The organism is Levilactobacillus zymae DSM 19395 (assembly GCF_001434115.1).
GTDB classification, from domain to species: domain Bacteria; phylum Bacillota; class Bacilli; order Lactobacillales; family Lactobacillaceae; genus Levilactobacillus; species Levilactobacillus zymae.
Genome location: NZ_AZDW01000032.1, coordinates 82,296 through 95,813, shown reverse-complemented (window position 1 = coordinate 95,813; position 13,518 = coordinate 82,296). Strand labels below are relative to the sequence as shown.

Here is a 13,518-nt window from a genome sequence, read left to right as displayed (position 1 = left end):
AAAGGAAGTCTGGGTATGCGCCATCGGGCTTATTGGATCAGCATTGGTATCAGTCTAGTGATCATCTTCGGCCTCACGGGCGCGTGGGCGACCCACCACCGGGCCCTACACCAGTTTCGCGGGGAACAGACCAGAACGGCAACTTTACTGCTACCCGGTGACGGTGGGAACTGGCTGTCTTTGCGCAGTATGACCCTGACGCTCAGTCAACCGCACGTCGCCACTCACAGTCTGACCGCCCACGTGGCGACCAACGGGCACGTCAGCTGGGAACAACTTCGAGCGGTGCGGGCCGATAATCCCGTTGTCCCCGTCTTATTCGCGGATAATACGCACCCCCAACGGGAAGCCCGCCAATTGGTCGGCGTCCTCAACGACCTGGCCACCCGCTACCACATCACCCACGTGAATTTCGTGGGTCATTCGTCCGGCGGAACCATCGCCCTGGCCTACCTGAACCTTGCGCACCCGGCGCCCGTGACCGTCACTCACCTGGTGTGCATCGGCGCCGACTTTCCGGGAATTGCCCCGTTAACGCAGCAGTACCCGCAATTGCGGGTCTTGAACCTTGCCGGTATGATCGATGCGGTCTCCAACGACGGTGAGGTGCCGTTAAGTGACGCCCGCCGGCTCGACTCGCTCGTGCGCGGCCACGTGGCCAGCTACCACTTTAAAATCATGCACGGTCACCTCTGGCAGGTCGAACACTCGCTCTTACACGAAAGTGGCCCGGTCGACCGGGAAATCGCTACTTTTCTCTACCGGCCCAACTGAGTCGCCTTTAAGATGCGTTGCCCCTGAAGGGTCCGGGCCTCCCGTAAGCCGGCGTTGACCAAGATATAAATCGCTAACCAGCCAATGGCGATCAGGACCCACTGTTGCAAGTAGAGCATGTCCAACACCGCGAACGGCGCGTTCCAGTCCCACGCCGCGTGTAGCAGGATAGCTAACAGGTAGAAGCGTAAGAACTTCGGGGCTACCATGTTACTCCCCGTCACGGGTTGATGGCGGTCTTTAGCTAAAATAATTGCCGCGCCCATGATTGCTGACCAGATGGTGTGGGTCCCGATGGCTTGCCAACTACGCATCAGTAACGTGACCAGACCGTACTGGCCGGTGTAACCCGCCGTCTCAAAGACCGCAAATCCCGCCCCGATGGCCGCCCCGACCAACAAGCCGTTAAAGATGTAGTTGAGGTGGAACCGGTTGATGAAAAAGGCAATCACCAACATTTTGGCCGTCTCTTCGATAAATCCCACGATCAGCGCCGATTCCCAGGAAGTCCCGTTCCCCGATGGAATCAGGGAATACAGGATCATGGTCGCCACCAACGACAGGATGCCGCCCACCAGAAAAATCGTTAAGAGCTGGTAGACCGAGAGATTTTGAAACACGTTCATTTCAAAAAACATGATCAGTAACGAGAACGGCACGGTCAACGACCCGATGAAGATCATCCCCGGTACCGCGTTATTGCTCCGAAAGACCAAAAAAAGAATGGCCAACAGGACAAAGCTACTCCCTAAAACGGCAAACACCCGGGAAAATAACCAGGGCTTGACTGGGGTCACGGAGACCGCCTCGAGCGACGGCGTGGTGTTACGCGTCCCCACGATAAACAGGGATTCGGCATCGTCGCGGTCATGGGCCTTGAAAACCTCCGAAAACATGGCGAACAGATGGATTTCTACCACCTTATTTTCACCGGTCCACTCGTTCATTTCTTTCGTGGCGTCGTCTAACAGATGATTATGATAATGGAACCGCCGTTTAATCGGCTTGACCGTTTCTTTATTCGCCAAGAGCGCTCCTCCTTTGCGCAACCGCGGCCGGTCCTAAGGCCGAACTGCGGTCAAAAATCGTCCCCACCTATCTTACCGTGAAGTCTGCTCGCCTTCAACAAATGCCGGCGAGGGTTGCGGAATGTAACCCGTTACATTATAGTTAAGTTAGGCGCATAGCCAACTATGGATTACAGAGGGGATACACAATTATGGCAAAACGTAAAATGATTTTGGACCTAGATACTGGGATCGATGACTCCTTAGCCATCGCCTACGCCTTGGGGGCCCCGGATGTTGATTTAATCGGGATTATGGGTTCTTACGGGAACGTCTACGTTGAAGACGGTGCCAAAAACGCCTTAAAGATTTTGGAATTATTGGGTCACACCGATATTCCCGTCTACGTGGGGGAAAGTCATTCTTCCACGAGTGACCACTTCGACCGGATGCAGGTCAGTGCCAACATTCACGGGGAAAACGGGATTGGCCAAGTCGACCTACCCGACCCGAAGCGGCCCATCGAAAAAGAATCCGCAGTGGACTTCTTGATCGACGCAGTGCACCAATACGGTAAAGATTTGACCTTAGTACCCACTGGTCCCATGACCAACCTGGCTGCGGCTTTGAAGAAGGCCCCAGAAATCGCCACGGAAATTGGTAACGTGACCTTCATGGGCGGTGCCTTGACCGTTCCCGGTAACGTGACCTTCGTTGCCGAAGCCAACATCAACCAGGATGCCGAAGCCGCTAACGCCGTTTTGACCAGCCCATTGCACTCCACGATGGTTGGCCTGGACGTCACCTTACGGACCTTATTGACCCGCAAGGAAACCCAACAATGGCGTGACCTGGGCACTAAGTCTGGTGAAAAGTTTGCCGACATCGTCGACTACTACATCGAAGCCTACCGTCAATTCAACGACAACTTGGGTGGCTGTGCCTTACACGACCCATTAGCCGTTGGGGTGGCCTTAGACCCATCCTTCGTCCAAACCTTGGACCTAAACATGCTGGTCAAGTATGGTAAGGAAGATTACGGTCGGACCATCGGTGACGATAACCGGTTGAACGAACCAACGAACGTCAAGGTTTCCGTCCAAGTCGACACGGACCGTTACTTAAAGACGTTCATGGACTACTTAACCAACCTCTTCAAGCAAAACTAATTAAGTCTGCTTAGTTGCGGCTTAAATCGAAAAAATCCAGTCGGTCTTCGCGGACCCGCTGGATTTTTTGTTGGCTGATTTTCGATTTACGGACTTACTCGAGCCCGGAATTAAAACCACGCGTCTATTTAACGTTAAAGTTCTTCACCATGGTCGTCACCGCATCGTTAGCGTACTTGGTGGCCACCTGTTCCTTTTGAGCCTGCGTGGCGTCGATCGAATCAAACGCCTTCAGGTACTTCTGATACATCGTTGGTTGAACGTACTTCGTGGCGTAAGCCTTGGCCGGACTGGTCTTGGTTCGCGTGTACGTGTAGGTCTTCCCACTGGTCCCTAAACGCCGGTTGGCCTTGGTCCCCGTCAGCTTAGCGCTGAATTTATTCGTCGACTTCTTGGTCAACTTGAAGGTGTAGGTCTTCTTGGATAGCGACGTGGTGGTTTTATCCCCCGACTGCTTGAAGTTTAATATCCGGTACTTGGTGGTTAAGACCTTGTTGTTCTTGCTCATTTTCAACGATGTCAGTGCCCCGTATTTCACGCTGGGGTCGCTCCCAAAGTCCCCCATGACCAGCATCGTGGCCGCTTTTTTACTGTTCGTCGTGGATTGAATCGTGGCAAAATGAAAGGCACTCTTGGCCTTAGCACTCTTGTAGTAACTTTGCAGATCTCGGTTAACAAATTTGGTCGTGGACTTCGCACTCGCCACGCTCGGCGTTAACACGCCCCCCATGGTTCCCGCAACCAACACGGTCATGCTGACCTTCGCCCATAAACGCATCACAATTTCCTCCTTAAGTTTCTTAGCTGTTTCATTTAGTGTGCCACATTCGACCCCACTTGTCAGTTAAGGCGTTTCACTAATTGATAGCGTCTTCAAAAACCTGTTGCAGATAAGCGGCCACTCCGGCGTCATTATTGGCCGTTGGCGTTTGATGGTTCGCCGCCGCCTTGACCTCGGGCTGCCCGTTCAACATCGCGACCCCGTCGCCGGCGGCCTTGATCATGCCCAAATCGTTTTCGGCATCCCCGAAGGCCATCAGGTTGCTAAAGTTCCAGCCGAAGTGGGTCAATAACTGGCCCAAGCCCACGGCCTTATCCATGTCGGCCGCCAAGAATTCCAAGATCTTCGGTTGGGACCGCACCACGTGGTACTGCTGCTTCAAGTCTGGCGTCAAGTTGGTTACGACCTGGTCTAAGACCGCGGCGTCCGTGGCCATGACTGCCTTACTGTAGAGGTGGTCCGGCAAGTTGGCAAAGTCCGTCGGGGTAAAGGCCATCGGGGCTTTTAACATCTGCTGGTACACGGATGGGGTCAAGTCGGCAATCGGGTAAACCTGTTCGAAGTCCAGAATGTCTAACGGATAACCATTAGCCGCCGCAAATACGTGTAACAGTTCAAAATCGCGGTGCTTCAATCCGCTCTGGGCCAGGGTTTCCCGGGTGACGTTGTTCACCACCAGAGCCCCGTTAAAGGTGATCGTAAAGTCGGCCGGGGTCGTTAAGCCTAACTGCTTAATGTAGCCCCAGATGGCATTGATCGGCCGGCCGGTGCACAAGACCACCTTCATGCCCGCCTGATGCAGGCGTTGTAGGGTGGCAACGTTTTTCTCGCTAATCGTCTTATCGGTATTCAGTAACGTCTCGTCTAAATCGAGCGCAATCATCTTGATCATGGTCTAACCTCCAGTTAACCTCAGTCTACTCGTTACGATTTTAAAAGTGAACCTCTAGTCCAAAAGATCCTGGCGAATCAGACGGACGATCTGTTGGTTTTCCGGCAAATTAGCGTGATTGGCGTTGGCCCCACTCACGGTGATCTGCGTGAAGCTCTTGACCTGTTTTTGAAAGATGTATTTACCCCGATCAACACTGTCAAACGGAACGATACCGTCGCCGGTATACGACTGGCTGCCGGCTAACGAATAGACGACCAGGTCTTTAGAAAGATGCTGGCGGCCGGCCACCAATTGGGTGAACATCGGCGTATCCACCTTGGGGTCGGCTTCCTCAAGGTTGAACGGCGAGGCGATGGTCATCAACCGGTCGGCGTGGGCCCCGGTCTTCGCCATCGCGTTTTCCATGAACAACGTCAACACCAGTCCCCCGTTCGAGTGCCCCATGGCCGAGAAGTGGTTAAAATGATAGGTCTTTTGGAGGGCCTGAAACGCCACGGCAAACCAGGCCGCTTGCTTGCGAATGTTCGTCAACCCGTCGGCTCGGTTCTGAAACCCGATGACGATAAACGGTTGCCGGTCGCCCCGCCGAATCGCCCCGCTATAGACCAATTGATTGTTGGTTTTGACCTCGACACGTAAGAGGCTGTGCTGGGTCTTGGTCTGGGTATTCAGTTCCTTGACCAGCTGGTTGAACCGGTTCTGCGTGGCGCTCGACCCCGGCACCAGAATCACCGGGGCCATGGCGCTCCGGTAGTTAGCCCGCGCGGCCCGGGTCTGCTCCGATCGCCAGAACAGACCGGGAACGCTGAGTAACAGGATTACCGCCAAAATCACGCCTAACCCCCGATAACGTTTAACCCATCGCATCATTGGTCGCCTCCTCAGACAGCTGTCGATCGGCCATAGCCGCCCACTTCACGAAGGGGTAATAAATGGCCGTACTCAACCCGAGATTAACCACGGCTAATCCCAGCGCCGACCAAGCGCCGCCGGTCCCCAGATAGCTGATCAGCGGACCGGGCGTCCCCACGGCAAACGCGTAGGCCGAGGCGGGAACCCAGTGCAACGCTAGGCAGAGGCTGCTTAACGATAAGCAGACCGCTGGAGCTAACAAGAACGGCAACAGGAACACCGGACTTAACACCACCGGTAAGCCCACCAAGAGAGGTGCGTTAAAGTTGCCTAGCACGGGCAGCACGCTCAGCCACCCAACGTGCCGTTGTGTGGCGTTGTGGGTCACGCAAAAGATGGCCAACAGTAAGCCCAGGGTCATCCCCGGCCCACCCATGTTAGCGTAGGCCTGCAAGATGGTTTGGCCCGTCAGCGGGTGGGGCAAGTGCCAGCTACCTGTGTCTAAGACCGTCGCCAGATTCTGGGCGGCCATCGCAGCCTGTTGCGGGGTACTCGGCAGTGGGCTCAAGCTCCCTAACCAGGCGACCCCACCATTCAGCACACTCACGCCTAAAAGCGCGGGCCAGTCACTCGCACCGGTCAACGTCGAGCGCAACCAGGCGGCCGGCCCGAAAGTGGTGTCCACAGGGCCCCGCATCAGCCATAATAAGCTCACGAACGCCGTCAACAGCACACCTAAGGTGCCCAACGTGAGCGGCCGAATCAGCGCATCACTGGGATGGTGCCAGCGCCGAACGCCCCAGCGATAAAGGTTGCCGACCAATAGTCCGACCACGATGCCTAGGGCTAGCCCCGGCAGGCCTAAATTCATTGCCGCCCACTCGAGGGGCCGGCCCGCGCGTAAGGTGGCCGGGGTCACGTTTAAAAATTCCAGGGCTAGGACGGCTAGTCCCCCGCCCATCAACCGGTCACTGGTTCGCCGCGTCACACCGGCCACCAAGAGGTAGCTCACGGCAAACGCCACCCCCAACACAGCCAACCCCAGGGCGCCCGTTTGAATCAATAAAATGCCCTGTTGTAAGCGGGTCCGACGCAAGAGCCAGGTGGTCACGTGTAACGTCTGATAATAGTAACCCGTGGGCGTTAACCAACTCCGGTTCACCAGATCGGCCAAGGTCCCAATCAGCACCAACGGAAAAATCACCCGTAGCGCCGTCAGCACCACGCGGACCTGTCGCAACTTGCGCCAGCGCAGTTCTCCCGCAATGACCCACTGGCCGAGTCGACTCACTTGTTCTGCCATGCACCGCACCCCCATCGCTATCGATTGTAACCCGTCAGTCGGGTGAATCGCCCCCACGGCGATCGGTTAGGGTGGTCACTCCTCAAACGCCGCCAGCCACGCGTCAATCTGGTCCAGCACGACCGGTGCCGCGTTCGTCTGGGGGGTGTGGGTCGTCGTTACGGCTAAGACCTCGGGGGCCGCGTTGGCCACGGCAATGCTCTGACCGGCCCACCGTAACAAGGCAAGGTCGTTGCCGGAATCCCCGAAGGCCGCCACCTGGGTACGCGACAGGTGCCAGTCTTGGGCTAAGACTTGCACGGCCGTGGCCTTGCTGACGCCCGGTAACGACACGTTCAGCCCACCCAAGCCGCTACTGGTCGCGACCAGTTGGCCCGCAAAATGCCGGTTAAAGGCCGCAACCTGGGGTTGAACGTCCAGATGATGCCAGGTCACGTCCAATTTCAGGATGGGCGCATTCACCCGGGTCAGGTCCGCCACGTGCGTCAGGCTAGGATAAAACGCCCGGGACGCCGCGAACCGCTTCCCGGCCGCCGGTAATTCCGTGTAGGCCCGGGTCACCCCGCAGCTGATCAGAAAATTCCCCGCAAAACTGGGGGCCGTTTGAATCCAGGTCACCGCCGCGTGCACCAGGTTCACCGGAATCGGCCGGGTCTGTAAAACCGTTCCTTGTCCCGTAGCCGTCAGCGCCCCGTCTTCGACCACGTAGGTCAGCGCCGCCGCTTCTTGTAGCCCACCGAACAAGTCCTGCACGTGGTCCAGCGGGTCGCCGGTCGCCACCACGAAGTGACTGCCGTGCCGGGCCAAGGCCCGCAACGTCCGGTCTAAGCGCGCGTGATCGTAGGCCCCCTGCGGATCTAAAAAGGTGCCGTCTAAGTCGGTTGCAATGAGTCGTGGTAACATGATTTTCAATCCCCCTAAGCGTCCATGAAAGTACTTTCAGCATACCGATTTCTCCTCAGGGACGCAACGACTAACCCTTGCCCCGGTCAACGTCAAAAAAGGGACCTTCGCCAGTGAGTGCGCGAAGGTCCCTATCTTATAAATCAAATTAGCTAGTCATGCTGCTGGATTTATACGCGTGATTCATTAATGACCGCGTTTCCGTGAATTCATTTTCATCGTGCAGGACCACCGTAATCACCCGGTGCTTCCCGCTCTTCTGACCGGTCCCCACGAAGCAGTAGCCCGCTAGTGGCGTATACCCGGTCTTCAAGCCGTCGACGTTCAGCGAGGCTTGGTAGTACTTCCGACCGGATAAGAGGTTGTTGTAGTTATACAACGACTGACCATCGACACTCTTGGAGCCGATTTTCCCGTCGGTGACCACCCGTGGATAATCGTTGATCAGGTGCCGGGAAATCGTCGCCACGTCTTTAGGGGACACTTCGTTGGCGTTAGCGGACCCGTAGTTGTACCCGAAGGTCTTCAAGTCGCTATTTTCCAACCCGGACGCCGACACGAAACTGGTGTGCGTCAAGCCCCAGCTCTTGGCCTGGGCGTTCATCTTCTGGATGAATTTGGCGTTACTGCCGGCGACCCACTTGCCCAACGCGATGGCGGCGTTGTTGGACGAATCCAGGTAGGCGGCGTAGTAGAGGTCCTTGACCGTGTACTTGTGGCCGGTCTTAAACTTAAAGCCCCCGCACGCGGAATCGTTCCCCATGGCGATCAAGCCCTTACTGCTGGTGTCGACCACGTCGTTCCAACTCCCCGACGAGCTGTTGACCTTCTGCAGCGTCAAGTAGAGGGTCATGATCTTCGAGACCGAGGCGATTGGCCGCGCCGTGTTAGCCGCCTTGGACCAGACGACCTTCCCGGTGCTGGCGTCCATCGCCACGGCGCCCTTCGCGTACTTCAACCCAAACGGCGCGGTCCCCTTGGTCAGGTAGCCGTGCCAGATCCAGCCCTTCACGGAACCGGCCTTGTTGCTGACGTACAAATAAATGCCCTTCGAATTGCCGTGTTTCCACGTGGCCTGCTTAGTGGCGTACCAGGTGGTATTCGGGTAGGTCTTGAGGGCGGCAACTTTCCGGGAATGGCCTTGCGTGTAGAGTGCGCCGCTAGTGCTCTTCTTGTGGTAAACCGTCTTGGTGAGGGTTTTCGACGAGACCGTGGTGTAGGTGGCCGCCTGTGCGGTCTGGGGATGGGTCAAGCCGACGCCCAGGGTCAGCGTGGCGACGAACGCCAAGGCCCCGAACTTTAAGTTACGAACTGTCATGTCATGAGTCCCTTCTGGTTTTGATAAGTTATTTCCAATTTAGCACGTTCCTCGCGAAAACAACACGCCTGCCGAGGCTTTGTAATCCCCCTGTCGTGCGCGTAATCTCCCTGTAATCCACCCCTTGGCGGCATTTGGTTCGTTCAGCTAACCTTCCCTCAAAACAAACGGGGCGCGGCCAGTTGGTCGACGTCCCGTTCACGCATAGGCTGATTAATCCAGTGACTAATTCGCTTTTGCGGCAAATCTTAATAATTCATTTCCTTCGCGGCAAACGCGTGAGTCATCAACGACCGCGTTTCGGTAAATTCGTTCTCGTCGTGCAGGACCACCGTGATGACCCGGTGCTTATCGTGCCGCACGGCCGTGCCCACGAAGCAGTAGCCCGCTAGCGGCGTGTACCCGGTCTTCAGACCGTCCACGTTCAGCGAGGCGCGGTAGTATTTCCGTCCCGGAAGCAGATTGTTGTAGTTGTAGCAAAGCTGACCGTTGACGGTCTTGGCCCCGATTTTGCCGTCCACGACGACCCGCGGGTACTTGGTGATCAGGTGCCGGGCCACGATAGCCAGGTCCTTGGGTGAAACCTCGTTGGCGTTAGCCGTGCCGTACGCATAGCCGTACCGCCGCAGGTCACTATTTTCCAGTCCCGAGGCCGACACGTACTTGGCGTGACCGAGATGCCAAGCCCTGGCCTGGGCGTTCATCTGCCGGATGAATTTAGCGTTACTGCCGGCGACCCACTTGCCCAGCGCGATGGCCGCGTTGTTCGAAGAATCCAGATAAGCGGCGTAGTAGAGTTCCTTGACCGTGTATTTATGGTGCGCCTTGAACCGAAAGCCCCCGACCGAGGAATTCTTTCCCATGGCAATCAGGCCCCGACTATTGGTCTTCACGATACTGTGCCAACTCCCCGACTTGCTGTGAACTTTTTTGAGCGTTAAGTAGAGCGTCATAATCTTGCTGGTCGAGGCAATCGGCCGCGCGTGGTTAGCGTTTTTCGCCCAGACCACTTTCCCGGTATTAGCATCTAGGGCCACGGCGCCCTTCGCGTACTTCAGATGAAAGGCTGCCTTGCCGCGCTTCAGGTAACCGTGCCAGACCCACCCCTTCACGGAACGACTGGCGTTGGCCACGTACAGATAAACCCCTTTAGCGTGCCCGTGCCGGAGCGTGGCCTTCTGGGTCGCGTACCAGGTCGTGTGCGGGTAAGCCCGTAAACTGGCGACTCGTTTGGTGTGGGCCCGATTGTAGACCGCCCCGTGCTGTCCCTTGCGGTGATAGGCGTGCTTGGCGATCTTCTGCGTGGCCACCGTCCGGTACGCCGCGGCCTGAGCGGGCAACGGTCGCCCCAGGCCCAAACCAAAGCCCCCGCCGGCGACTAAGACCGCGCCATAACCAACTAACTTCAACTGCCAACTTTGCATGATTCGAGATCCTTCTTTGAATAGTCTAAATTTTGGGTGACTAATCCATTGGCTAATTAACCAAAATACCGAATTATTCGACCATTTATCAGTTTACCACTCGAGGCAACGGGCACCCAAGTCGTTAATTGGTCCGGACCGTTTGGCGGGTGGCACTGTTTTTCATCAGGACCGTTCCGGCCCTCAACAGCTAAATCCTTGGTTACGATTGTCCCCCGTTAGCGGTTGCATTTTACCGGGAGAATGGTTACGCTAAGAGTAATTTAAATCCGACTGGGGTGCCCGTACGGCTGAGATCAAACCCATTGAACCTGCTCTGGACAATTCCAGCGAAGGGACGGTGACTTATCAAGCAATTGGCCCCCACTATCAACTTAGTGGGGGCTTTTCACGTTCGGGGTAGCCCAGCGGCAAAAATTGAGGAGGAGACAATTTTATGGCACGTTGGCACGTTAAAGATATTATTTTAGTCACGATTCTGGCAATTTTTATGGGGGTCATTTTCTGGGTGACCGGTCCGCTCTATACCGTTTTAGGCGCGGCTTTAGCCCCGTTCGGCCTGCAACCCATGGCTAACGATTTACTGTTAGGCCTCTGGTGCATGGCCGGTCCGCTAGCGGGATTCGTCATTCGCATCCCCGGTGCCGCCACGTTAGGCGAACTCTTGGGGTCCGTAGTGGAAATGTTTCTCGGGGGCATGTGGGGCGCCGCAACCCTGATTTCCGGGATCGTCCAAGGGGTCGGGTCCGAATTAGGGTTCGTACTCACCGGCTACAAACGTTATAACTGGTTGACCCTGGTGCTCAGCGCCCTGACCACCACGTTAGTCACCTTCGGGTGGGACTTCTTCCGCAGTGGGTACAACAAGTACCAATTCGGATTTATGATGGTCCTACTCATCACCCGCTTTATTTCCGTCTTTGTTTTCGGGGGCGTCCTGACCAAGCTCATCACCAACCTGTTGAGCCGCGCTCACGTCTTGTCCCCACGCGCAAACGCTTAGTACTGGAGGAACCTATTTGGCGACCGTCACCATTCAAAACTTAACTTATGCCCCGGCACACCAAGCCCCCGTCTTACGGGATCTCACGGCCACCTTTCCCGGCGGTCGTTTTTCCCTACTCACCGGGCCGTCCGGGAGTGGCAAAACCACGCTGTTACGCTTCATCGCGGGCCTCACCCCGCTGCCAGCCGACGCCCAGCTGACCTTCGACGGGCAAGCCCTCACCGACCAGCCAGCCACCCAACGTTCCCGAACCGTGGCGCTTCTCTTTCAGGAGCCTAGCACGCAATTTACCATGGACACCGTGACCAACGAGTTGCGCTTTGCGCTGGAAAATCAGCAGGTCGCTCCCGCCGACATGGCCGCTAAAATCACGGCGGCCCTAGACTTCGTGGGAATCACCGCTCTGCGCGATCGGTCCTTGATGCAGCTATCCGGCGGCGAACAGCAAAAGGTCGCTTTAGCCATCATCGTGGCCATGGATAGCGATGTGATCTTACTCGACGAACCCTTCGCCAGCATTGACCCCGCCACCCGTCAAACGTTACTCACACGGTTGGTCCAGCTTTGCCACCAGCAGGGGAAGACCATCATCTTAGCCGACCACGATCTTAGTGGCTACGCGCAGTGGGTCGACCATTTAACGGTGCTCCACGCCGGGCAACTGACCACCCTTTCGGCAACCGCCACGCAAGAACGTTTAGCGGCTTTTACCCCGGAACGCCTGCGGCTGACCCACGTCCAGCGGCCCACCGCAACCGCCGAAGCCTGCCTGCAGGGGCAACAATTTGGTCTCACGCGTAACGACCGGGTACTGGTTCGGCCCCAAGACTTAAAACTCTTGGCCCACAAGCTGACCCTGATCACGGGACCGAACGGCAGTGGCAAGTCGACCTTCTTCCGGGCATTAGTCCGGTTAGGGGCTTATCAAGGAACCTTAGCCTATCAGGGGCAAGACATCCAACGGTTACGCCGGCGAACTTACGCTCGTCACGTCAGCCTGATGTTTCAAGCCGCCACGGCCCAATTTCTCAACGTCACGGTCGCCGAAGAGTTGGCCCTGTCCCAAAAGTACGGCAACGCGACTTACTTCACGCCCGACCGGATTCAAACGGCCCTCGAGCAATTGAACTTAGCCGGCCGCGACCAACAGATCATTTATTCCCTCAGCAGTGGTCAACAGAAAAAGCTCCAACTTCTGTGCATGCTGATCATGGCCCCCGACGTTCTCCTGCTCGACGAACCCCTGAAAGGACTCGACCTGCAATCCGTTCAAGCGGCCTTGAAACTCCTGACCACCACCCAACGGGACCTGCACTTAACGCTGGTGATGATCAGTCACCAACTCGGTGGCCTCAACGACTACGTGGACTATCACCTGGCGTTGACCCACCAACAATTTGTTTATCAGGAGGCGACACCGTGAATCCTACCTTAAAACTAACCGTCATCGTCTTAATTGCGTTGGAGGTCTCGTTCACCCAGGTCTGGACGGTCAACGTTGCCCTGATTGTTGTGGGTCTAGTCATCCTGTTACTGGCCCACATCCGGTTGCGCACGCTCCTGTGGTTGACGGCCGTCCCGCTTTTCTTCGCCAGTGCCCTAGTCTGGTCGTTGATGCTCCGGGGAAACGCCAGCCCCCATTTCTTGATCGTCCTGTTTACCCGGATGTTCGTGTACGTCTACCTGGGGGCGACCTTCACCCAAACAACGGCGCCCTTAGACCTCACCCGCTCGCTGGAACAAAACGCGAAGCTACCGTCGAAATTTGCTTACGGCTTTCTTGCCGCTTTTAACCTGTTTCCCAAGATTCGCGCGGAGGTGGCCACCGTGCGCGCCGCCGCATTAATGCGGGGCCAGGTGCTCCACGTCTGGTCGCCGCAACTGTACTTTAAGGTCATTTTGACCGCCATGACCTGGTCCGAGCAATTGGCCGACGCCATGACCTCGCACGGTTACGTGGAAGGGGCCCCGCGAACTTACGCGCTGACCATCCCCCTGCGCTCCCGCGACTGGGTCTACTTCGTTGGTAGCTTAGCATTAGTCCAAGTTGGCCTTTGCTTAGGCCTGCCCTAACTCGAAAGGAGCT

General features: G+C 56.6%; 13 protein-coding genes and 1 riboswitch. Of the genes, 5 read left to right on the top strand and 8 right to left on the bottom strand.

The genetic code is table 11. From position 1 onward, the window contains the following. The first annotated feature begins 15 nt into the window (after positions 1–15). Complete coding sequence (locus FD38_RS07240) at positions 16–774, top strand: alpha/beta hydrolase (protein ID WP_057732773.1); 759 nt, start codon at positions 16–18, stop codon at positions 772–774. Here FD38_RS07240 and FD38_RS07235 read toward each other — a convergent pair. Continuing rightward, positions 759–1,802: a PrsW family intramembrane metalloprotease gene (locus FD38_RS07235; RefSeq protein WP_057732771.1), complete on the bottom strand. Its 1,044-nt coding sequence runs from the start codon at positions 1,800–1,802 to the stop codon at positions 759–761. The genes FD38_RS07240 and FD38_RS07235 overlap by 16 nt on opposite strands. A gap of 191 nt (positions 1,803–1,993) precedes the next feature. On the opposite strand from FD38_RS07235, the gene FD38_RS07230 reads away from it, so the two are divergent. Continuing rightward, a complete protein-coding gene (locus FD38_RS07230; RefSeq protein ID WP_057732769.1) occupies positions 1,994–2,950 on the top strand; it encodes a nucleoside hydrolase in 957 nt (318 codons plus the stop codon). A gap of 124 nt (positions 2,951–3,074) precedes the next feature. Here the strand turns inward: FD38_RS07230 and FD38_RS07225 are convergent, their stop codons facing one another. From FD38_RS07225 to FD38_RS07195, 7 genes are all read right to left on the bottom strand, one after another. Then, positions 3,075–3,728: a hypothetical protein gene (locus FD38_RS07225; RefSeq protein WP_225430769.1), complete on the bottom strand. Its 654-nt coding sequence runs from the start codon at positions 3,726–3,728 to the stop codon at positions 3,075–3,077. A 79-nt stretch (positions 3,729–3,807) separates the two neighbouring features. Further along, positions 3,808–4,623 (bottom strand): Cof-type HAD-IIB family hydrolase, encoded by an 816-nt coding sequence (locus tag FD38_RS07220; RefSeq protein ID WP_057732765.1) that lies wholly within the window; start codon positions 4,621–4,623, stop codon positions 3,808–3,810. A 54-nt stretch (positions 4,624–4,677) separates the two neighbouring features. Beyond that, complete coding sequence (locus FD38_RS07215; protein ID WP_057732763.1) at positions 4,678–5,496, bottom strand: alpha/beta hydrolase; 819 nt, start codon at positions 5,494–5,496, stop codon at positions 4,678–4,680. Next, positions 5,480–6,781 (bottom strand): PTS transporter subunit EIIC, encoded by a 1,302-nt coding sequence (locus FD38_RS07210; protein WP_057732761.1) that lies wholly within the window; start codon positions 6,779–6,781, stop codon positions 5,480–5,482. Before FD38_RS07210 ends, FD38_RS07215 begins: the two co-directional genes overlap by 17 nt. Positions 6,782–6,856: 75 nt before the next feature. Beyond that, on the bottom strand, positions 6,857–7,684 hold the full coding sequence (locus FD38_RS07205; RefSeq protein WP_057732759.1) for an HAD-IIB family hydrolase: 828 nt from the start codon (positions 7,682–7,684) through the stop codon (positions 6,857–6,859). Between the two features lie 148 nt (positions 7,685–7,832). After that, positions 7,833–9,002: a D-alanyl-D-alanine carboxypeptidase family protein gene (locus tag FD38_RS07200; RefSeq protein WP_057732757.1), complete on the bottom strand. Its 1,170-nt coding sequence runs from the start codon at positions 9,000–9,002 to the stop codon at positions 7,833–7,835. Between the two features lie 248 nt (positions 9,003–9,250). Next, positions 9,251–10,426, bottom strand: coding sequence for a D-alanyl-D-alanine carboxypeptidase family protein (locus tag FD38_RS07195; RefSeq protein ID WP_057732755.1), 1,176 nt, complete (start codon positions 10,424–10,426; stop codon positions 9,251–9,253). Between the two features lie 264 nt (positions 10,427–10,690). After that, positions 10,691–10,782: riboswitch (TPP riboswitch) on the top strand. Positions 10,783–10,862: 80 nt separating this feature from the next. Between FD38_RS07195 and FD38_RS07190 the strand changes: the two genes are divergently transcribed. Genes FD38_RS07190 through FD38_RS07180 form a run of 3 tightly spaced genes read left to right on the top strand, consistent with a single transcriptional unit; the run spans position 10,863 to position 13,505 of the window. Beyond that, positions 10,863–11,429 (top strand): ECF transporter S component, encoded by a 567-nt coding sequence (locus FD38_RS07190; protein WP_057732753.1) that lies wholly within the window; start codon positions 10,863–10,865, stop codon positions 11,427–11,429. A 16-nt stretch (positions 11,430–11,445) separates the two neighbouring features. Then, the gene (locus tag FD38_RS07185) at positions 11,446–12,855 is read left to right on the top strand and encodes an ABC transporter ATP-binding protein (RefSeq protein ID WP_057732751.1); all 1,410 of its coding nucleotides are present in this window, start codon (positions 11,446–11,448) and stop codon (positions 12,853–12,855) included. Continuing rightward, positions 12,852–13,505, top strand: coding sequence for an energy-coupling factor transporter transmembrane component T family protein (locus FD38_RS07180; protein WP_057732749.1), 654 nt, complete (start codon positions 12,852–12,854; stop codon positions 13,503–13,505). The genes FD38_RS07185 and FD38_RS07180 overlap by 4 nt, the downstream gene beginning before the upstream one ends. Positions 13,506–13,518: the final 13 nt, after the last annotated feature.

Coding starts and splice junctions, on each gene's coding strand:
- FD38_RS07240 (WP_057732773.1), top strand. CDS start 16: ATGCGCCATCGGGCTTATTGGATCAGCATTGGTATCAGTCTAGTGATC.
- FD38_RS07230 (WP_057732769.1), top strand. CDS start 1,994: ATGGCAAAACGTAAAATGATTTTGGACCTAGATACTGGGATCGATGAC.
- FD38_RS07225 (WP_225430769.1), bottom strand. CDS start 3,728: ATGCGTTTATGGGCGAAGGTCAGCATGACCGTGTTGGTTGCGGGAACC.
- FD38_RS07220 (WP_057732765.1), bottom strand. CDS start 4,623: ATGATCAAGATGATTGCGCTCGATTTAGACGAGACGTTACTGAATACC.
- FD38_RS07215 (WP_057732763.1), bottom strand. CDS start 5,496: ATGATGCGATGGGTTAAACGTTATCGGGGGTTAGGCGTGATTTTGGCG.
- FD38_RS07210 (WP_057732761.1), bottom strand. CDS start 6,781: ATGGCAGAACAAGTGAGTCGACTCGGCCAGTGGGTCATTGCGGGAGAA.
- FD38_RS07205 (WP_057732759.1), bottom strand. CDS start 7,684: ATGTTACCACGACTCATTGCAACCGACTTAGACGGCACCTTTTTAGAT.
- FD38_RS07200 (WP_057732757.1), bottom strand. CDS start 9,002: ATGACAGTTCGTAACTTAAAGTTCGGGGCCTTGGCGTTCGTCGCCACG.
- FD38_RS07195 (WP_057732755.1), bottom strand. CDS start 10,426: ATGCAAAGTTGGCAGTTGAAGTTAGTTGGTTATGGCGCGGTCTTAGTC.
- FD38_RS07190 (WP_057732753.1), top strand. CDS start 10,863: ATGGCACGTTGGCACGTTAAAGATATTATTTTAGTCACGATTCTGGCA.